The sequence below is a fragment of the Amycolatopsis sp. GM8 genome (genome assembly GCF_021653975.1).
In the GTDB taxonomy this organism is placed as follows: Bacteria; Actinomycetota; Actinomycetes; order Mycobacteriales; family Pseudonocardiaceae; genus Amycolatopsis_E.
Genome location: NZ_JAJKFK010000012.1, coordinates 191,200 through 209,776, shown reverse-complemented (window position 1 = coordinate 209,776; position 18,577 = coordinate 191,200). Strand labels below are relative to the sequence as shown.

At 67.6% G+C, this 18,577-nt stretch carries 19 protein-coding genes and 1 pseudogene; 7 read left to right on the top strand and 13 right to left on the bottom strand.

What is annotated here, in order from left to right; genetic code table 11:
* Positions 1 to 257: hypothetical protein (locus LOZ83_RS37665; RefSeq protein WP_236796664.1), on the top strand; the 257-nt coding region annotated here is incomplete at its 5' end.
* Here the strand turns inward: LOZ83_RS37665 and LOZ83_RS37660 are convergent.
* Together LOZ83_RS37660 and LOZ83_RS37655 are read right to left on the bottom strand one after the other, a co-directional pair.
* A complete protein-coding gene (locus LOZ83_RS37660; RefSeq protein WP_236796663.1) occupies positions 237 to 1,055 on the bottom strand; it encodes an MBL fold metallo-hydrolase in 819 nt (272 codons plus the stop codon). The genes LOZ83_RS37665 and LOZ83_RS37660 overlap by 21 nt on opposite strands.
* The gene (locus LOZ83_RS37655) at positions 1,055 to 1,630 is read right to left on the bottom strand and encodes a TetR/AcrR family transcriptional regulator (protein ID WP_236796661.1); all 576 of its coding nucleotides are present in this window, start codon (positions 1,628 to 1,630) and stop codon (positions 1,055 to 1,057) included. Before LOZ83_RS37655 ends, LOZ83_RS37660 begins: the two co-directional genes overlap by 1 nt.
* Positions 1,631 to 1,687: 57 nt before the next feature.
* Between LOZ83_RS37655 and LOZ83_RS37650 the strand changes: the two genes are divergently transcribed.
* On the top strand, positions 1,688 to 2,596 hold the full coding sequence (locus LOZ83_RS37650) for an aldose 1-epimerase family protein (RefSeq protein ID WP_236796659.1): 909 nt from the start codon (positions 1,688 to 1,690) through the stop codon (positions 2,594 to 2,596).
* Positions 2,597 to 2,640: 44 nt separating this feature from the next.
* Positions 2,641 to 3,852: an amidohydrolase gene (locus LOZ83_RS37645; protein WP_236796657.1), complete on the top strand. Its 1,212-nt coding sequence runs from the start codon at positions 2,641 to 2,643 to the stop codon at positions 3,850 to 3,852.
* Here the strand turns inward: LOZ83_RS37645 and LOZ83_RS37640 are convergent, their stop codons facing one another.
* Positions 3,853 to 5,505: a glycosyltransferase family 39 protein gene (locus LOZ83_RS37640; RefSeq protein WP_236796656.1), complete on the bottom strand. Its 1,653-nt coding sequence runs from the start codon at positions 5,503 to 5,505 to the stop codon at positions 3,853 to 3,855.
* Positions 5,506 to 5,562: 57 nt separating this feature from the next.
* Positions 5,563 to 6,699: an acyl-CoA dehydrogenase family protein gene (locus LOZ83_RS37635; protein WP_236796655.1), complete on the bottom strand. Its 1,137-nt coding sequence runs from the start codon at positions 6,697 to 6,699 to the stop codon at positions 5,563 to 5,565.
* Positions 6,700 to 6,769: 70 nt separating this feature from the next.
* On the opposite strand from LOZ83_RS37635, the gene LOZ83_RS37630 reads away from it, so the two are divergent.
* From LOZ83_RS37630 to LOZ83_RS37615, 4 genes and pseudogenes are all read left to right on the top strand, one after another.
* Positions 6,770 to 7,372 carry a TetR/AcrR family transcriptional regulator gene (locus LOZ83_RS37630; RefSeq protein WP_236796654.1) on the top strand — a complete coding sequence of 201 codons (603 nt, stop codon included), beginning with the start codon at positions 6,770 to 6,772 and terminating at the stop codon, positions 7,370 to 7,372.
* A gap of 9 nt (positions 7,373 to 7,381) precedes the next feature.
* Positions 7,382 to 8,302 carry a carbohydrate kinase gene (locus LOZ83_RS37625; RefSeq protein WP_236796653.1) on the top strand — a complete coding sequence of 307 codons (921 nt, stop codon included), beginning with the start codon at positions 7,382 to 7,384 and terminating at the stop codon, positions 8,300 to 8,302.
* Between the two features lie 197 nt (positions 8,303 to 8,499).
* A complete protein-coding gene (locus tag LOZ83_RS37620; RefSeq protein ID WP_236796652.1) occupies positions 8,500 to 9,810 on the top strand; it encodes a citrate synthase in 1,311 nt (436 codons plus the stop codon).
* 92 nt (positions 9,811 to 9,902) lie between these two features.
* A pseudogene (locus LOZ83_RS37615) lies at positions 9,903 to 11,275 on the top strand (deoxyribodipyrimidine photo-lyase).
* Here LOZ83_RS37615 and LOZ83_RS37610 read toward each other — a convergent pair.
* The 9 genes from LOZ83_RS37610 to LOZ83_RS37570 form a co-directional block, all read right to left on the bottom strand.
* Positions 11,247 to 12,434, bottom strand: a complete 1,188-nt coding sequence (locus tag LOZ83_RS37610; protein ID WP_236796651.1) for an ABC transporter permease — start codon at positions 12,432 to 12,434, stop codon at positions 11,247 to 11,249. The pseudogene LOZ83_RS37615 and the gene LOZ83_RS37610 overlap by 29 nt on opposite strands.
* A complete protein-coding gene (locus LOZ83_RS37605; protein ID WP_236796678.1) occupies positions 12,431 to 13,339 on the bottom strand; it encodes an ABC transporter ATP-binding protein in 909 nt (302 codons plus the stop codon). Before LOZ83_RS37605 ends, LOZ83_RS37610 begins: the two co-directional genes overlap by 4 nt.
* Entirely contained in the window at positions 13,326 to 13,847 is a 522-nt protein-coding gene (locus tag LOZ83_RS37600) for a hypothetical protein (protein ID WP_236796650.1), read from the bottom strand. Before LOZ83_RS37600 ends, LOZ83_RS37605 begins: the two co-directional genes overlap by 14 nt.
* Complete coding sequence (locus LOZ83_RS37595; protein ID WP_236796649.1) at positions 13,844 to 14,113, bottom strand: helix-turn-helix transcriptional regulator; 270 nt, start codon at positions 14,111 to 14,113, stop codon at positions 13,844 to 13,846. Before LOZ83_RS37595 ends, LOZ83_RS37600 begins: the two co-directional genes overlap by 4 nt.
* Positions 14,114 to 14,179: 66 nt before the next feature.
* Entirely contained in the window at positions 14,180 to 14,875 is a 696-nt protein-coding gene (locus LOZ83_RS37590; RefSeq protein WP_236796648.1) for a TetR/AcrR family transcriptional regulator, read from the bottom strand.
* 38 nt (positions 14,876 to 14,913) lie between these two features.
* On the bottom strand, positions 14,914 to 15,447 hold the full coding sequence (locus tag LOZ83_RS37585) for a gamma-glutamylcyclotransferase (protein ID WP_236796647.1): 534 nt from the start codon (positions 15,445 to 15,447) through the stop codon (positions 14,914 to 14,916).
* Positions 15,448 to 15,509: 62 nt separating this feature from the next.
* Positions 15,510 to 16,610 (bottom strand): S-(hydroxymethyl)mycothiol dehydrogenase, encoded by a 1,101-nt coding sequence (locus LOZ83_RS37580; protein ID WP_236796646.1) that lies wholly within the window; start codon positions 16,608 to 16,610, stop codon positions 15,510 to 15,512.
* Positions 16,611 to 16,936: 326 nt separating this feature from the next.
* A complete protein-coding gene (locus LOZ83_RS37575; protein ID WP_236796645.1) occupies positions 16,937 to 18,130 on the bottom strand; it encodes a C39 family peptidase in 1,194 nt (397 codons plus the stop codon).
* Between the two features lie 43 nt (positions 18,131 to 18,173).
* A complete protein-coding gene (locus tag LOZ83_RS37570) occupies positions 18,174 to 18,575 on the bottom strand; it encodes a PaaI family thioesterase (RefSeq protein ID WP_236796644.1) in 402 nt (133 codons plus the stop codon).
* Between the last annotated feature and the right edge of the window lie 2 nt (positions 18,576 to 18,577).

The following is an 18,577-nucleotide window of genomic DNA, read 5'->3' as shown; positions in this document are numbered from 1 at the left end:
GGACCGCCTTCACCACCTCGGCCTTCAATTCCGGCGAATACCTTCTCTGTCTCCTGGCCATAAAAACTCCTCCGGATCCTCCACCAGCCTACTTGGAAGACATGTCCGGAAACCTCGGAGCACCTCAAAAGAGTACCTTGACAAAACCCGCTTCCCGCAAGGGCGGCTTGGGATCGGGGTGGGGGAGGGAGTGGGCGGTGGCGGTGCTGGGTTGTGTTGTGGTGCTGGGCGGCGGGTTACTGCGTGAATTGCGCTAGTTCTGTGGGGTCGTGGGCGGAGAAGATTTTGATTTCTGGGTGGTCGGTTCGCAGGGTGCGTAGGCGGTGCTGGTTTTCCTTGCGTGGTGTGGAGGCCATTTGCACCAGGCGTTCGAACCGTGCCAGGCCTGGCGGGCAATAGGGGTGCACGGGATCGATCTGGTCGTGGAAGAAGTATGAGTCGCCGGCGTTGAGTAGCCAGCCATCGTCCGACTGTACTGCGACACCGGCATGGCCTCGGGTGTGTCCGGTCAGTGGTATCAACAGGATTTCCGGCGGCAGGCCCTTCAGATCGCGCACCGCCTCGAAACCGTACCAATCATCACCAGTATCCGCATAGGATATCCATTTTGGACCATGGTCGAACTGAATTTTCCGGTAACGCCAGCGTTCCGACGACCTCAACGGCGACTGTAGCGCCCGCAACTCCTCGGCGTACACGTGCACGGTCGCGTCGGGGAAGTCGACTAGGCCGCCCGCGTGGTCCAGGTCCAGGTGGGTGAGGACGACATGTCGCACGTCCCCGGGTGCGTAGCCGAGCCGCTTTACTTGTGCCACAGCGGTTTCCGCCAACGCAGGCCGGGCACCGGTGAGGACGGTGAAGGGGCGCCCGAGCCAGTCCGGACGCTGGACGCTCGGGCTGCCCATCCCGGTCTCGATGAGTACCAGTTCCGAACCGGTGTCGACCAGTAGGCAGTGGCACACCAGCTCCGACCGGCGTAGATAACCGGCCCGCCCATCGATGAGGCGCCCGCCGAGGGGGCGAAGCGTGCCGGCGTTGAAATGGTGGACGCGCATCAGGTCTCCTTCGTGAACGTGAACCGGAGGTGTTCGCCAACGGCCCGCATCGGCGCGAGGTCCCGGTTGAGTTTCGCCAGCATCAGCGCGCCCTCGATGGAACTCAGGGCGATCACGCTCAGAACCGACGCACGGTCCGACGAAAAGCCTTGGTGTACAAGGTAATCGGCGATGATAGCCTGCCAGGAAGAGTAGCCGCCCGCACAAGTGTCCCGGATCCGCTCGCTTTCCGTACCGGCATCCACCGCGACCGTCGCAATAGGACAACCGCGCCGGAAGTCCGACTCGGTCAGGTTCTGCGACAGGGCGTCGACCACGGCGGCGATGGCCGAGCCGGGATCGGACGCGGCTTCCAGCAACTGCCGCAGCACGGAAGCGAGGCGCGACGCCGAGATCTCCAGCGCTTCGGCGGCCAGTTGTTCCTTGCCGCCAGGGAAATGGAAGTACATCGAACCCTTGGGGGCACCACCCACACTGACCAGCTGGTTCAGGCCGGTCGCGTGGTAGCCCTGGGTGTGGAAGAGATCAGCGGCGGACTCGAGCATCCGCTGCCGCGTATCGGTTCGGCGGACCATGCGAATCAAACTATGACGACCGGTCTAGTTAGTCAAGCCCCCGCTAACCTCAACCGCATGGCCAACCCCACTGGACAGCAGTTCGAGATCGTCCGCGGCTCCGCTCGCGCGGTCGTCACCGAAATCGGCGCTGGGCTGCGCGCGTTCTCGATCAACGACGTGCCGTACCTCGAAACTTTCGACGAGGACGCCAAACCGCCGAAGGGCGCGGGTCAGGTCCTGCTGCCGTGGCCGAACCGCACGAAGGCCGCGCAGTGGACGTACCAGGGGGAGAAGCAGGAGCTCGAAGTCACCGAGGAGGCGCGCGGCAACGCGATCCACGGGCTGACCCGCCGTCGCGAGTGGACGCTCGTCGAACATGCCGAGTCGTCGATCACGTTCGAGATCGAGGTGGAGGTCCAGCCGGGCTGGCCGGTGCCGCTGCACGCGCGCATCACCTACGCACTCGCCCCGCGCGAACTGACGGTGACGCACGAGATCCGCAACGAGGGCGAGTCCGAGATCGGTATCGGGGTCGGCACGCACCCGTACTTCCGGATCGGCGACGTGCCGACCGACGACCTCACGCTGACGCTGTCCGCGACGCGGGTCCGGCCGTATGAAGCCGACGAGCAACTGCCGTACGGCCCAGAGCAGGACGTCGAGGGCACCGAATACGACTTCCGCACCGGCAAGGTCGTCGCGAGCGTCGACCTGGACACGGCGTTCGGCGGGCTGAGCGTGGGCGAGGACGGCCTGCATCACCACGTGCTCTCGCACGGCGCCCAGCGCGTCGACGTGTGGACGGGCCCGGATTTCAAGTGGGTTCAGGTGTTCACGCCGCAGGACCTCGTCGGCCGCGGCCGCGCCATCGCGATCGAGCCGATGACCTGTCCCGCGGACGCGCTGAATTCGGGCACCGACCTCATCCAGCTGGACCCGGGCACTTCGTGGACCGGCAGCTGGGGAATTCGCGTCGAGGTCTGACCTAACGGTGTCACGGCGCGCCGGGTTCGTTAGCGTGTCGAATTATGGTGAGCGCGATTGTGGGCGGTTATGTTGTGCCGGTCGATGGTGACCCGATCGACGGCGGCACGGTCCTCATCGAGGACGGCAAGATCATCGCGGTCGGCACGGATGCCGACGTCGACACCCCGGAAGACGCACAGCTGATCGACGCGGCCGGCGCCTGGGTGCTGCCCGGCTTCGTCGACGCGCATGTCCACCTCGGCGTGCACGAGGAGGGCGAGGGCTGGTCGGGCAACGACACCAACGAGATGACCGACCCGAACGGCGCCCGGTTCCGCGCCGTCGACGGCATCGACCCGTTCGACGTCGGGTTCGACGACGCGCTGTCCGGCGGCGTGACGAGCGTCGTGGTCAAGCCCGGCTCGGGCAACCCGATCGGCGGGCGGACCATCGGCGTCAAGACCTGGGGCCGCACGACTCTGGACATGGTGTTCGCCGAGCACATCAGCGTGAAGAGCGCGCTGGGCGAGAACCCGAAGCGCGTGTACGGCGACAAAAAGCAGACGCCGTCGACCCGTCTCGGCGTCGCGGCGATCATCCGCGAGGCCTTCACGAAGGCCCGCAACTACGCCGCCCAGCGCGATCACGCACAGTCCGAGGGCAAGCCGTTCGACACCGACCTGACCATGGAGACCCTCGCCGAGGTGCTCGCCGGCGAGCTGTACTGGGATCAGCACACCCACCGCGCGGACGATATCGTCACCGCCATCCGGCTCGCCGAGGAGTTCGGCTACAAGCTGATCGTGAACCACGGCACCGAGGGCCATCTCATCGCGGATGTGCTGGCGGAGAAGCAGATCCCGGTGATCCTCGGGCCGCTGTTCACCACCCGGTCGAAGGTCGAGCTGCGGCACCGGACGCTGCGTTCGGCCGGCATCCTGGCCAGGGCCGGCGTGCAGCTGGCGATCACTACCGACCACCCCGTCGTGCCGATCAACTTCCTGGTGTACCAAGCGGCGCTCGCGGTCAAGGACGGCTTGGAGCCGGAGACGGCGCTGCGCGCGCTGACCGTGAACCCGGCGAGCATGCTCGGCCTGCAGGACAAGATCGGCGCCCTGAAGCCGGGCCTGGACGCGGACGTCGTCGTGTGGTCCGGCGATCCGCTGGACGTGATGAACCGCGCGCTGCGGGTTTTCATCCGGGGCCGCGAGGTTTACCACTTCGACGAGGCCAGCGGCGACGGTGTCATCGCGGAACGCCGGTACCAGGAGTAGTTACGGCCGCCGGTAGATCGTGATGGAGTAGCCGACCTCGTCGATCGGCGTGCTGCTGTCGATCAGTGTCGTGAGGGGCGGATCGGCCTCGGCGACGGCGGAATCGGACACGACGAGCAGCCCGCGCACCTGGTCCGGGGGCACGCTGAACGGGTCGGCGGCGTCGATCCCGTAGTAGGACGGCACGCCGCTGCCCTTGTAGACGAGCCAGACCCGCTCGCCCGGGTAACGCTGCCGCAGGCGGTCCGCCAGCCGGCCCAGGTCCTGGCCCCAGTCGACGTTCGAGTCGTGCAGGAGCAGATGGGTCCTGGCCGGCCCGCCGAACGCCTCGTTGGCGTACGGCAGGTAGTACGGGAACGTCAGCAACGAGCTGACCGCGACGAAGACGACCAGCACCGCCGTCGCGACGTGCGCCCACCGCCGGCGGATGGCGACCACGCCGGCCGCCGCGACCGCCAGGAAGATCGGTACGACGAGCGCGTACCGGACGCCGAGGTTGCGGCTGCTGGTCATCGCCGCGGCGAGCAGGACGGCGGTGGGAACGAGGATGTAGGGCGCCGCCGGGCGAAGCCGGGGAACCGACACCATCGCGACCGCGCCGGCCAGCCACAGCGCCAGCATCCCCAGCGGCGTCTTCACCAGCAGCGCGATCGGCAGGTAGTACCACCGTGAACCGAGGTAGAGCCGGCCGAACAGGAAACCGCGCCATTCCTGGTCTTCGAAGCCGAACTGGAGGTGTATCCCGTCCCGGTAGGGCTTGGGGAGCGGCAGCCAGTCGGTGAGCGCGCGCACGCCGTGGAGCGGCGGCAGGCCCGGTGGCGTCGTCCAGCGCAGCCGCGGATCCACGGCCAGGTACGCGACCCACACGACGCCGACCGCTAGCAGTGCTACGCCGACGGCCGCCGCTAGGCCGAGCCCGAGAAGCCGGACCGTTCCGCCCCGACCGAGGTCGTGCGTGCGGCGGGCGTACCAGACCGACAGCACGACCAAGAGCAGCAGCACTGGAACCGCGTACAGCGCGGTCATCTTCGTCGCCAGCGCCGCGCCGAGGGCGAGTCCCGCGAGCGGGAGGTAGAGGACAGGGCGCTGCCGGGCCCGCCACAGCAGCCAGACCGACGTCAGCAGGAACCCGGTCACCGGCACGTCGAGCGTCGCCAGCGATCCGTGCGCGATGACGTCAGGTGAGAACGCGTACAGCGCGAGCGCCACCAGCCCGCCGACGGGACCGACCAGATCGCGCGCGAACAAGAAGACGACCAGGCCGAACAGCAGCGTCAGCGCTATCACCGGCAGCCGCGCTAGCAGCATTAGCCGTCCCGGATCGTGGCCCGATTCGTACAGCACGTGCCGGCCGAGCTGTGTCTGGTCGCCGGCGAAGGCCGGGTCGAGGTGCACGTCGGCGAAGGCCAGCCCGGTCGCGATGATCAGCTTGCCCAGCGGCGGATGCTCCGGGTTGTAGCGCAGGCTGTGCTGGTCCAGGTAGACCACCGCCGTGCCCGCGTAGACCGGCTCGTCGATGGTCGGCGTCTGCTCCACGGCCGTCGTGATCATCGCGATGGCCATCCCGGCGAGCAGCGCGACCACGACGAGCGCGAACAACCAGCGCCGGTGCCGCCGGCCCCGGAGGTCAGTTCGCGCGAGGGAACGGTCCACGCCTATTCGACGATTTACCCGGCGACTTGGTTCAACGGTCTATTGTGGACGCTCGCGCTACGCCTTCTTCAGTTCCCGTGCGATGACCATCCGCTGGATCTGGTTCGTGCCTTCGAAGATCTGCGGCACCTTCGCCTCGCGCATGTACCTTTCCACCGGAAAGTCCCGGGTGTACCCGGCCCCGCCGAGCACCTGGACCGCATCGGTGGTCACCTTCATCGCGGCGTCCGTCGCCGTCAGCTTCGCGATCGAGGCCTGGCGGCGGAACGACATCCCGCGATCCCGGCGCCGGGCGGCGTCGAGGTAGGTCGCGCGGGCCGAATCGACCGCGGCGGCCATGTCGGCGAGCAGGAATTCCAGGCCCTGGAAATCGATGATCGGCTTGCCGAACTGGCTGCGGCCCTTCGCGTACTCGACCGCCTCGTCCAGCGCCGCCTGTGCCAAACCGACCGCGCAGGCAGCGATCCCCAGCCGCCCGGAGTCCAATGAGGACAGTGCGATGCGCAGCCCGGTGCCGTCAGCGCCGATCAGCCGGTCCGCGTCGACCCGCGCGTCGGCGAAGATCAGTTGCGTCGTGGTCGAGCCGGTGAGGCCCATCTTCCGTTCCGGCGGACCCGCGGCGAGACCCGGCGTCGCGCCGTCGACGAGCAGGCACGAGATCGCGTCCGGTCCCGTCCGAACCATCGTCGTGTAGAAGTCGGCCTGCCCGCCGTGCGTGATCCACGCCTTCGTGCCGTTGACGACGTATGTTTCCCCATCGAGCCGGGCGCGCGTGGACAGCGAACCGGCGTCGGACCCGGCGTGCGGCTCCGAAAGCGCGTACGCCCCCAGCAACTCGCCCTCGAGCATCGCCGGGAGCCAGCGGTCACGCTGCTCGTCCGTCCCGTGGTGGACGAGCGCGAAGCAGGACATCGTGTGCACCGAGAGCCCCACGCCGATCGACATCCATGCCGCGGCGATCTCCTCCAGGACCTGCAGGTACACCTCGTACGAAACCTCGCCGCCGCTCCAGCGCTCCGGGTACGGCAACCCGAGCAGCCCGGACTTGCCGAGCGTGCGGAACTGCTCACGAGGGAACCGCTCGGCCTCTTCGTAGGCCGCGGCGTGGGGTTTGAGTTCCTCGCGGGCGAGTTCGGTCGCCAGTGCGAGCAGGTCGGCGGACTCACGGTCGGGCAACAGTCGTTCGACAGGCATCTCAGCCTCCGGAAGCGTACTCTGAACAGTACTGGGTAATCAATGACAGTACAGCACATACGGTGTCCGGATGGCAGATCGCATCCCGTTGCGTGCACCGAGCGGCCGGCAGCTGACCGCCCGGCAGCGGATGCTGCTCGCCGAGCTCGAGAAGCTCTTCCTGGCGGAGGGCTTCATCCACTTCACGCTCGACGACCTCGCGGCCAAGATGCACTGCTCGAAATCGACCCTGTACGCGCTGGCGCCCAGCAAGGAACAGCTCGCGGTCCGTGTCGTCGCACACTTCTTCCGCGGCGCGGCCGAGATGATGGAGAAGCGCATCGCGGACCTCGGCGACGCCCGCGAGATCATCGGCAGCTACCTCGCCGGCATCTCCGAGTACCTCAACCGCGCCTCGCCGGCCTTCATGCGCGACATCAACGACTTCGCACCCGCGCGGGCGGCGTACGAGCTCAACAGCCGCGCCGCGGCCGCGCGCATCCGCACGTTCATCGCCCAGGGTGTCGAGGACGGCGTGTTCCGTGAGGTGCACGCGACGCTCATCGCCGAGATGGCGGGCGTGCTCATCGAGGGCATCCAGACCGGCGTCGTCGGCGCGCGCACCGGAGTGTCCGACGCCGAGGCGTTCACGGCGCTGGCAGAGCTACTCCTGGGTGGCCTGGCCAGTCGGTAAGCTCGCAGCGTGATCGTGGTTGGTGGAGAGGCACTGGTCGACCTGGTGCCTGGTGAATCCAAAGTGGACAATGGGCTGACGTCGCTGCTGCCGAGGCTCGGTGGCGGGCCGTACAACGTGGCGCTGGCGGCGGGACGGCTGGGGGTGCCGGCGGCCTTCTTTTCGCGGATTTCGTCCGACCGCTTCGGACGAGCCCTGCGCGAGCGGCTCACCGAGTCAGCTGTCGACATATCAATGGTGCAATCCGGTCCGGAACCCACCACCCTCGCTGTCGTCGCGCTCGACGAGCGGGGCTCGGCCAGCTACACGTTCTACACCGACGGCACGGCCGACCGCCTGGTCGCCGACCCCGGCCCGCTCCCCGAGGACGTGACCACGCTGTCCCTCGGCACGCTCGGCATGGTGCTCGAACCGGGCGCCACGACCTACGAGACGATGCTGCGCCGCGAGGCCGCGCGCGGCGTGCTGACGGCGCTCGACCCGAACATCCGCGCCGCCCTCATCCAGGACCCCGACGCCTACCGCGCGCGCTTCCGTTCGTGGCTGCCCGACGTCCGGCTGCTGAAGCTGTCCGATGATGACGCCGTGTGGCTGGCCGGTGGCTCGGACCCGGCGACCGCCGCGAAGGGCTGGCTCGACGCCGGAGTGGACGCGGTCGTGCTCACTCAGGGTGCCGACGGAATCGCGGTGCACACCGCCGCCGCCGAGGTTTTCGTGCCCTCCGCACCGGCGCAATTGGTCGACACGATCGGCGCCGGCGACACCGTGCAAGGCGCCCTACTTGCCTGGCTGTACCAGCGCAATGTGCGTACGATCACGCAGCTCGACGCGGCAGATTGGCGGGCTGCACTGGGCTACGCGGCCAAGGCCGCGGCGATCACGGTGTCCCGCAGTGGGGCGGAGCCGCCGAAAGCTGAGGAAATGGTGTGAATCTGATCCCAACGGTTTGCTCTGGGTAACACAACGGCTGCGCGAGGCGTGGGAGTTCGACTAGCGTAAGAGGGGAATTCATACCCCAGCGGGGCGGTGTGCGGCGAGACCCGAATTGGTCGGTCACGCACGAACAAATGGCCGCCTGTGTGACCTGCAGGCGCCCGCCGGCCCGTGTGATCGTGAGAGGGACTTGCATGTCCGACGCGACTGCGGCGTCCGGTGGCAGCTCGGTATCGCTGCGCCTGCCGACCGGCGAGCACGAACTTAAGGTGGTCAACGCCGTCGAGGGCGCTCCCGGTATCGAACTGGGCAAGCTGCTGGCGTCGACGGGGTACATCACCTACGACCCGGGATTCGTCAACACCGGATCCACCTCCTCCGCCATTACCTACATCGACGGCGACGCCGGCATTCTGCGCTACCGCGGCTACCCTATCGAGCAGCTCGCGGAGAACTCGAGCTTCATCGAGGTCTCTTATCTGCTGATTTACGGTGAGCTGCCGACGCCGGCCCAGCTCGAGGACTTCACGCAGAAGATCAGCCGGCACACGCTGCTGCACGAGGACCTGAAGCGGTTCTTCGACGGCTTCCCGCGTGACGCGCATCCGATGCCGGTGCTTTCGAGCGCGGTGTCCGCGCTGTCCACCTTCTACCAGGACGCGCTGAACCCGTTCGACGAACCCAATGTGGAGCTCTCGACCGTCCGCCTGCTGGCGAAGGTGCCGACCCTGGCCGCCTACGCCTACAAGAAGTCAATCGGCCAGCCGTTCCTGTACCCGGACAACTCGCTGGGCCTGGTCGAGAACTTCCTGCGGATGACCTTCGGCCTGCCCGCCGAGCCCTACGAGGTCGACCCCGATGTCGCCAAGGCGCTCGACCTGCTGTTCATCCTGCACGCCGACCACGAGCAGAACTGCTCGACCTCGACCGTGCGGCTCGTCGGCTCGTCCGAGGCGAACCTGTTCGCCAGCATCTCGGCCGGCATCATGGCCCTGTTCGGCCCGCTGCACGGTGGCGCGAACAGCGCGGTGCTGGAGATGCTGCAGGGCATCAAGGCCGACGGCGGTGACGTCACGGACTTCGTGAACCGCGTGAAGAACAAGGAGAAGGGTGTCCGCCTGATGGGCTTCGGGCACCGGGTCTACAAGAACTACGACCCGCGCGCGAAGATCATCAAGAAGACGGCCGACCAGATCCTCGGCAAGATCGGCGCCAACGACGAGCTGCTCGACATCGCGAAGAAGCTCGAGGAGACAGCGCTTTCCGACGACTACTTCGTCGAGCGCAAGCTGTACCCGAACGTCGACTTCTACACCGGCCTGATCTACCGGGCCCTGGGCTTCCCGACGAAGTTCTTCACCGTGCTGTTCGCGCTCGGCCGGCTCCCCGGCTGGATCGCGCACTGGCGCGAGATGATCCAGGACCCGCAGACCAAGATCGGCCGCCCTCGCCAGATCTACACCGGTGAGAAGGCCCGCGACTACCTCGCCATCAGCGAGCGCTGACGCGCGAGTCCGGCGAAGACGCCCTCCCGTTCGCGGGAGGGCGTTCTTGTTTCACCAGGCCGGATCGTGCCTCCGTGCCTACCCTGGTCCGCATGAGTTCCTCCGCCGAGACGGCAGTTCTGTGGTTCCGGCGCGACCTCCGGCTGCGTGACCACGCCGCGTTGCTCAGCGCGAGTGAGCGGGCGGACCGGGTGCTCGCGTTGTTCGTGCTGGACGATCGGTTGCTGAAGCCGTCCGGTGCGCCGCGGGCCGCGTTTCTCCTTGGCTGCCTGGAAGCGCTGTCCGAACAGCTGGACAGCAGGCTGCAGTTGGTGCACGGCGATCCGGTGCGGGAGGTCGTGCGGGCCGCGGAATCGGTGGGCGCGAAGAGCGTGCACGTCAGCACGGACTGTGCGCCATACGGCCGTAAACGTGACGAGGAGGTCGCGAAGGAACTCGAGAGCCGTGGGATCGACTGGGTGGAAACCGGTTCGCCGTATGCGATCACGCCGGGCCGGGTGACCAAACCGGACGGTGCGCCGTACAAGGTGTTCACCGCGTTCTACCGGGCATGGCGCGAGCACGGCTGGCTTTCGCCCGCACGTACTGGCCGGTCCACTGTGGACTGGATCGAGCCGGAGGGGAACAATGCGATCCGTCCGGCGGTGGTTGAAATGAAGTTGCCCGAGCCGGGTGAGAAGGCGGCGCTGCGGGCGTGGAAGCGCTTTCTCGACGACGGTGTCGACGAGTACGGCAGCGCCCGCGACCGGCCGGATTTCGATGCCACCACAAGGCTTTCCCCGTACCTGCGCTGGGGTTGCGTGCATCCGCGGACGCTGCTGGCCGAGTTGGCGGACCGGCGCGGCGACGGTCCGGAGTCGCTGCGCGGCGAGCTGGCGTGGCGCGAGTTCCACGCGGACGTGTTGTGGCACCGCCCGGACGCGGCTCGGCAGAACTACGACCGGCGATTCGACAGGATCGCCTACGACCACGACGAGCACGCGTTCGAGCAGTGGGCTCAGGGCCGCACGGGCTATCCGATCGTGGACGCCGGGATGCGCCAGTTGCTCGCCGAGGGCTGGATGCACAACCGCGTCCGGATGATCGTGCGAGCTTCCTGGTCAAGGACCTGCACCAGCCGTGGTGGCGGGGCGCCCGGCACTTCATGCGCCATCTCGTCGACGGCGACCTCGCGTCCAACCAGCTGAACTGGCAGTGGGTCGCGGGCTCGGGCACGGACGCGGCGCCCTACTTCCGCGTCTTCAACCCCACCACGCAGGGCGAGAAGCTCGACCCGTCCGGCGAGTACGTGCGCAAGTACGTGCCGGAGTTGCGCGGGATCGACGGCAAGGCCGTGCACCAGCCGTGGAAGCTGGCGGCGCGGCCCGAGGGCTACCCGGAGCCCCTGGTGGAGCACGCGCAGGAGCGCCGGGTCGCCCTCGACCGGTTCGAGCGGATCAGCCGCGCAACGCGGTCGTCAGCTTGAGCCGGCTTCCGGTCCGCAGCAAGGCATTGCGGTAGATCCGGCTGCCGATCCAGGTCAGCAGCGAGCCCAGGGCCAGCGTCAGCACGAGCGAAAGCGCCACCTCCCAGCCCGCGGTGGTGCCGAGCGCCATCCGGCCCGGCATCAGGATCGGCGAGAACAGCGGGATCAGCGACAGCACCCGGGTGCCGGCGCCGTCAGGGCTCTGCAGCAGGACGTTGAACCCGACGACGAACCCGATGGTGAGCACCATGGTCACCGGGGTGATCACCGACGCTGCGTCCTCCTGGCGCGAAACCAGCGAGCCCGCCGCCGCATACACTGTGGCGTAAAGGAAAAAGCCCAGCACGTACCAGACCACACCCCACAGCACCGTCCCGGTCGCGACGCCGGAGAGCGTGAGCACACCCGTCGAGTTGGCCATCACGAGCCCGGCGACCGCGAGGATCACGATCTGCACCAACCCGGTGATCCCCAGCCCGAGTACCTTGCCGAGCATCAGCTGCCACGGCCGCACCGTCGACAGCAGCAGTTCGACCACCCGGCTGGACTTTTCTTCGACCACCCCCTGGGCGACGAACGCGCCGTAGGTCTGGATACCGAAGAACAGCAGGAACACCGTGATCAACCCGATCACGAGCCGCTGCCCGCGGCCGGGGTCGGGTGTTTCGACTGTCGTCAGGGTGATCTGCGCGCTGTTCACCTCGCGCATCACCTGCGCCGGATCCAGATCGGCCTCCAGCAGCTTGGCGTTGAGCACCTGCTGCTGCGAGATCCCGTTGAGCAGCGCGCGAAACTGCGGGTCGAGATCGGATTTCACCAGCACGTTCAGATCGGCCGCGTTGCCGGACAGCAGGATGTCGAGCTCGCCACTCTCGACCTGCGTCCTGCCTTCCCGAGGATCGGCGACCACGGTGGTCTGTACCTCTTTGCCGATCTGCGCGGCGCTGGTCTGTAGCTGCTGCGCGATCCCGGTGGTCTGCCCGGTGAGGCCGATCTTCGCCTTGCTCGCGCTGCCGAACAGGTTGGCCTGCAACAACAGGTACCCGAACAGCACCACGAGAATGACGATCGTGCCGATCACGAACGACCGCGTGCGCAGCCGGGTGTTCAGTTCGCGCTTGGCGACCAGTGCGATCGCCTTCGCCGGTGACACGGTCATTTTTCGCCCCCTGTCACGACATGCCGGAAGAGCTCGGTCAGCGTCGGCCGCCGTCGCCGGAACTCGCGCACCGGACCGGTCGCGAGCGCGGCCCGCAGCACGGTCTGGTCGTCCACATCGGACTCCAGTTCGAGCACCGTGCCGCTCTGGTCCTCGCCCAGCACCCGCACGCCCGGAATCTGCTTGGCCCACCCCGGATACGCGGCCGGGGCCTGCACGACGAGCTGCGCGTTCGCACCGGCGGTCAGCTCGCCGACGGTGCCGTTGGCGACCAATCGTCCACTTCGGATGATGCCGATCCGGTCGCAGAGCCGTTCGACGAGATCGAGCTGGTGGCTGGAGAAGACGACCGGCACCCCGTTCGCCGCCTTCTCCCGCAGTACGTCGCTCATCACGTCCACCGCGATCGGATCCAGCCCCGAGAACGGCTCGTCGAGGACCAGTACCGCCGGGTCGTGCACGAGCGCGGCGGCGAGCTGGACCCGTTGCTGGTTACCGAGGCTGAGTTTCTGCACCTCGTCCAGGCGCCGCTCGGTGAGCCCGAGCCGGGCGATCCAGTTCTCCGCACTGCGGTGCGCTTCGCCGGTGCTCATGCCGTGCAGTTCGGCGAGGTAGACGAGCTGCGGCAGCACCTTCATCTTCGGATACAGCCCGCGTTCCTCCGGCATGTAACCGATCCTGGTGCGGGTCTCGTGCGTGACGGGCGTGCCGCCGAAGCGCACCTCGCCCCCGTCCGCGGCGAGCACGCCGAGCGCGATCCGCATCGTGGTGGTCTTCCCGGCGCCGTTGCTGCCGACGAACCCGAACAGCTCGCCGGCCCGCACCGTGAAGGACACCTCGTCGAGCGCGACCACGTTTCCGTACCGTTTGGACACTCGGTCGATTTCCAAGTCAGGCAATGGAATCCTCCGGCACGTCGTCGGGCAGCGTCCAACCCAGCACGATAGTTGGTATCGACGTGCCGAGCATCAGCAACGCCGAGAGCATGATGGCGCCGCGCTGGGCCGCGTTCTCCTGGTGCGCGATCACGAACAGGTAGATCATCGCGACGACCATCAGCACCGTGAGCACCTGGTACCCGACGTAGCTGACACGATGCCGCCAATCGCGCTCACGTTCGTCGAGACCGACGGAGAACGAGCCGGACATCTTGCCCGTCAGTATTCGCAGCAGTGCGAACGGCACCTGCCAGATCAGGTAGCCCACGAGCCAAGGCAGGAAGACCGTCAGATCGCCCTGCTTGCCGGCGAACGCGGCACCGGTGATCATCACGACGTTCGCCCCGGCGACCATCATGGTCAGCCGCCGGCGGTGCCGTCTGGTGCGCCAGCCCGGCAGTTGCCGGGCTCGTTTCACTTCTCGTTCTTCGAGGTGGTCGAGGTAGCGCTGCCAGCGCGTTTCGAGCAGGTTCATGCCTCCCCCTTGCGATAGACCTGAGTGGACAGTGGCGCGAACGGCTCCCGGTTGAACACGGCCTCGACCGGCAGGTCGAACACGGCGCAGATGCGCAGCGCGAGGTCGAGGCTGGGGTAGTGGTCACCCCGTTCGAGCGCGCCGATGGTCTGCGGGTTGACCTCGACGGCCTCGGCCAGCGCCGCCCGGCTCATCCCGCGTTCGGCGCGCAGCACCTGGAGCCGGTTGTGGATCGGTAGCTCTTTGCCACGTCTCACCGGACTCATACAACTTACTGTTGCAAAAACCCAACGCCATGGCAAGCGGAAACCGCGAACGGCTGGAGCGGGGGCTTACGGACGCAGCGCCGCGTCCAGGTGATGGGCCATCTCGGCCAGCAGGGCCTTCGGCTCGACATCCCGGGTGGCCGCGCGCAGGGAAAGAACAAAGGACTGGACGACCAGCAGCACCGCGCGGGCCTGGGCGGCCAGATCGCTCTCGCGGATCGAACCGTCGGCCCGCCCGGCCTCGAGATGTGTCCGGATCACTTCTTCGCCGACCCGCTGGGTGCCGCCGAGCCGCTCGACGATGTACGGCATCAGGAGTTCGGTGTCGACGTCGATGATGGTGCGCATGAGGTCGTCGCCGTTGAGCAGGCGGACCGCGGCGACCGCGCTGCGCACGAGCCGCTGCCGTGCGGTCGGCGCGTTCGCGCCCTCGGTGCTCGCCCGATGCAGCAGCGCGCTGAATTCCCGTGTCATCAGAGCCGAAAGCACACTGCTCACGTCGGGAAAACGCCGGTACAGCGTCATCCGGCTGACCTTCGCGGTGCGCGCGATTTCCGCCAGCGTCGCCCGCCGGAGCCCGACCGCGAGCACGCATTGCCTTGCGGCGTCGAGGAGGAGATCGTCGGCGACCCGCGCCGTGCTCTGCCGCGCACGCGCATTGGCCAGACTCGATGCGCGTGCAGATGAACGTGCACCCTCTGATGGGGTTCCCGAGGAAAGCTGGTGGTAAAATCTGAACGCGATGTGACCGTCGTCATCCATGTGTCACCGTGCCCTCTTCAGGTTTCAGGCGGGCGATATTAGACGATCACCGTGTCTAGCCCATGTGAGGGCGCTGGAACACCGTTCAACAACCGGGCTTTCCCTTGCGGAACATCTGTCGTGCGCACGGGGGCACCGTTCACGAGCAGCGGCATCCTTGCCGGACTCGCCCCCACATAAGCGAAAACCTCGGGCAGTGCCGTGCCGTCCGCCAATGTCACCCCGTTTTCGAGGCGTGCCAGATGATATCGGTCGCCGCGCCCCTCGCATACGTCGAGCACGGCGAGTTGCTCCGGCGTGGCGAGCCAGACCGCGTGGGTTTCCACGACTCCCGGGTACGCGGCCAGCGTCGCCGAACGCTGGCCGTCGCGGGCCCGGAAACCCGCCGCCCACACCGCCGCCATGTCCGTGCACCGTGCCCGCAGCACGAAGACATCGTCGGTCAGCCCGAGATTCTCCCGCAACCAGGTGATTTTCGAAGGGCAGGCGTTGGAACCGTAGGCCAGCACCGGAATGCGCCCGCTGTGGTCGAGCTTCGCGGGAAGCGCGTAACCGCACCCGTCGCGATGCACGAACGAGCAATCCGGCCGAGCCCCGGGATAGGGATCGGCCGGATAGTCGCTGTCGCGAAAGATCAGGAGAACTCCACCACGCTGCGCAGCACCTCACCGCGGTGCATTCGCTCGAACGCATGCTCCACGGCGTCGACGGTGATCCGCTCGGTGACGAACTTGTCGAGCGGCAACCGGCCCTGCAGGTAGAGGTCCACCAGCATCGGGAAGTCCCGCGACGGGAGGCAGTCGCCGTACCAGGAGGATTTCAGCGAGCCGCCGTGCGAGAAGAAGTCGATGAGCGGCAGGTCGTTCAGGCGCATGTCCGGCGTGGGCACACCCACGAGCACCACGGTGCCGGCCAGATCCCGGCCGTGGAAGGCGGTGCGCCACGTCTCGGGGCGGCCGACCGCGTCGATCACCACGTCGGCGCCGAACGAGCCGGTGAGGTCCTGGATGGCCTCGACGACCTCGTCCTCGCTCTTACCGCGCGAGTTGACGGTGTGCGTGGCGCCGAACTCCTTTGCCCAGTCCAGTTTTCGGTCGTCCATGTCGATGCCGATAATCGTGCCGGCGCCGGCGAGCCGGGCGCCCGCGATCGCCGCGTCGCCGACCCCGCCGCAGCCGATCACGGCGACGGTGTCACCGCGGCCGACCGCGCCAGTGTTGATCGCCGCACCGATCCCGGCCATCACACCGCAGCCGAGCAGCCCCGCAACGGCGGGCTCGGCCTCCGGGCTGACCTTGGTGCACTGCCCGGCGTGCACGAGCGTCTTGTCGAGGAACGCGCCGATCCCCAGCGCGGGGCTGAGCTTCGTGCCGTCGGCCAGTGTCATCGACTGGCCGGCGTTGTGGGTGTTGAAGCAGTACCAGGGCTTTCCGCGCTTGCAGGCCCGGCAGGCCCCGCAGACCGCGCGCCAGTTGAGGATCACGTAGTCGCCGGGCTCGAGGTCGGTGACGCCCTCGCCGACCTCCTCGACGAAGCCCGCCGCTTCGTGCCCGAGCAGGAACGGGTAGTCGTCGTTGATGCCGCCGTCGCGGTAGTGCATGTCGGTGTGGCAGACCCCGCAGGCCTTGACGGACACGATCGCCTCGCCGGGCCCCGGATCGGGCACGAGCACCGTTTCCAGCGAGACCGGTTCACCCTTGGCGCGGGAGACGACTCCCTGCACTTCGCGAGGCATGCGGCGACCACCCTTCATCGACGTGTGTGATCGCAGCTTGCCATGAATCATGCGGGTATCGCGACTGTTGCATCGGGGGCGGCTCGTCTGCAGCGGCAGCGGGCACGGCTCGTCGCGTGAACGCGACGTTGCCTGGGGTGACCCCACCCCCGCCCCAACTCGCCGAGTGTTCAACGGTCGGCACACCGCGTCAAGGGCGCCTTCGGCGTCGCTTCGCGATGGGCGTTGCCCACCCTTGACACGGCGTGCCGACCGCTGAGGAGGCTTCGTGTTGGGGTCGGGGGAGGGTGTGGGCGGTGTGGTTTCTTGTTGTCGGGTTGCGGTTTTTACGGCGTGATGATGTAGGCGATACCGCCGGAGCCACTGGTTGTCGTGCCGTCGTCGGTGTAGCGCTTTGTGCGTTGCCAGATGTTTTCGAACTGGTCGCGTTTGTAGATGGTGCGGACGTTGGCGTTGCTGTTGGCCGCTGGGTCGTTGACGATCACGTCGCCGTCTTTGGTGAAGCCGACGACGACCCAGATGTGCCCCGCCGTCCCGTATCCGGCGTTGTCCAGCTCGTCCGCGCGGAACGACTGCGACGTGATCACCGGGATCCCCCGCGCGACGTAATCTTCCAGCTCTGCCAGCGAATGCAGCCGCGTGACGTGCCCGTGCAGCCCGAACTCCGCGGCGTACGCCGTGTTGAACGGCCAGTTCCCGGTGCCCTCGTACGCATAGTCGTAGGTGTTCCGCGCCGCGTAGTCCACTGTGCGGTCGGCGTAATCCGCGGGGATCCAGGACATCTGCGACTCGCTCGGCCGCCGGCCCCAGTACTCGACGACCATCTCCGTCGCGGTGGGGCTGCACCAGTTCTCGCCACCGCCGCCGTACTCCGGGAACTGTCCTTTGTGGAGGTTCTGGGCGTAGGCGGGCACCGGCAGTTCGATCCCGGTCGCCTTGCCGGGCGGGGAAACCGGCACCGTGAACCGGTCCGGCACGTTCGAGGTCATCGCGCCGATCGTGCTCACCGTCGGCGCGGCGGCGCCGGGTTCGCGGTAGAGGCTCAGCCGCAACCGGTACGAACGCAGGGTCACGCCCGGCTTCATGACGAGCGTGTCGACGCTGACCGAGGCGTCCGCGTCATCCTGGCCGTCGACGCTGGTGCGATGGAAGTCCGCATCGTCGCTGGCCCACCGGCCCATCACGTACCACGCGGTCTCGGCGCCGGCATTCGTCTCGCCCTGCGCCTCGACCTGCAGCCAGGTGTGCGCCGGCGTCCGCGCGTTCCACGAGGCGACCAGCTCTGTCGCGTCGAAGCCCTGCCGGAACACCGGAGACGTCCACTGCGCGTACTCGTACGTCTTGCCGCCGAACTCGATGCGCCCGGCCGGCCGCGTGACGGGATCGTGCCAGTCGTGGTAGCTGACGGCTTCATCGCCGGCGCGGGCCGGCTGCGCGTCGGCGAGTCCTACGGTGGTCACGGACGCCATGATCGCGACCGCCGGCACGATGAGCAAGCCGGTGGCATACCTACTCGTCATCCGGTGATTTTCGCGCCATTTACAGGTTGTGTAAACCAATCCCCTACGAAAGGACCGCTTGGGTCTGCGTCACCTTCGCGACCAGCTTCCCCGCGTCGTCCCGGATCTCCGTCTCGACCACGATCACCGTGCGGCCGGTGTGCAGCGGACGCGAGGTCGCCGTCGCGTGGCCATCCCGGAGCGCGCGCAGGAAATTCGTCTTCGACTCGATCGTCGTGGTGCCCTTGGCACCCTCGGGCAGGTTCAGGAACGCGCACACCGCGGCCGTCGAGTCGGCCAGCGACATCAGCACGCCACCGTGCAGGACACCGCCGGCCGTGCAGAGCGAGTCCTCCCAAGCCAGCCGCGAACTCACGACCTCGCGGCCGTGCTCCAGCACCTCGATGCCGAGCCGTTTCGTGAACGGCATGGTCTGGTGGAACAGCGCGGTGCCCTCGTCGTCCATCG

Bases quoted from the DNA above. Each gene is read 5' to 3' on its own strand.
- LOZ83_RS37660 (WP_236796663.1), bottom strand. From the start codon at position 1,055: ATGCGCGTCCACCATTTCAACGCCGGCACGCTTCGCCCCCTCGGCGGG.
- LOZ83_RS37655 (WP_236796661.1), bottom strand. From the start codon at position 1,630: ATGGTCCGCCGAACCGATACGCGGCAGCGGATGCTCGAGTCCGCCGCT.
- LOZ83_RS37650 (WP_236796659.1), top strand. From the start codon at position 1,688: ATGGCCAACCCCACTGGACAGCAGTTCGAGATCGTCCGCGGCTCCGCT.
- LOZ83_RS37645 (WP_236796657.1), top strand. From the start codon at position 2,641: ATGGTGAGCGCGATTGTGGGCGGTTATGTTGTGCCGGTCGATGGTGAC.
- LOZ83_RS37635 (WP_236796655.1), bottom strand. From the start codon at position 6,699: ATGCCTGTCGAACGACTGTTGCCCGACCGTGAGTCCGCCGACCTGCTC.
- LOZ83_RS37630 (WP_236796654.1), top strand. From the start codon at position 6,770: ATGGCAGATCGCATCCCGTTGCGTGCACCGAGCGGCCGGCAGCTGACC.
- LOZ83_RS37620 (WP_236796652.1), top strand. From the start codon at position 8,500: ATGTCCGACGCGACTGCGGCGTCCGGTGGCAGCTCGGTATCGCTGCGC.
- LOZ83_RS37610 (WP_236796651.1), bottom strand. From the start codon at position 12,434: ATGACCGTGTCACCGGCGAAGGCGATCGCACTGGTCGCCAAGCGCGAA.
- LOZ83_RS37600 (WP_236796650.1), bottom strand. From the start codon at position 13,847: ATGAACCTGCTCGAAACGCGCTGGCAGCGCTACCTCGACCACCTCGAA.
- LOZ83_RS37595 (WP_236796649.1), bottom strand. From the start codon at position 14,113: ATGAGTCCGGTGAGACGTGGCAAAGAGCTACCGATCCACAACCGGCTC.
- LOZ83_RS37590 (WP_236796648.1), bottom strand. From the start codon at position 14,875: ATGGATGACGACGGTCACATCGCGTTCAGATTTTACCACCAGCTTTCC.
- LOZ83_RS37580 (WP_236796646.1), bottom strand. From the start codon at position 16,610: ATGCCTCGCGAAGTGCAGGGAGTCGTCTCCCGCGCCAAGGGTGAACCG.
- LOZ83_RS37575 (WP_236796645.1), bottom strand. From the start codon at position 18,130: ATGACGAGTAGGTATGCCACCGGCTTGCTCATCGTGCCGGCGGTCGCG.
- LOZ83_RS37570 (WP_236796644.1), bottom strand. From the start codon at position 18,575: ATGGACGACGAGGGCACCGCGCTGTTCCACCAGACCATGCCGTTCACG.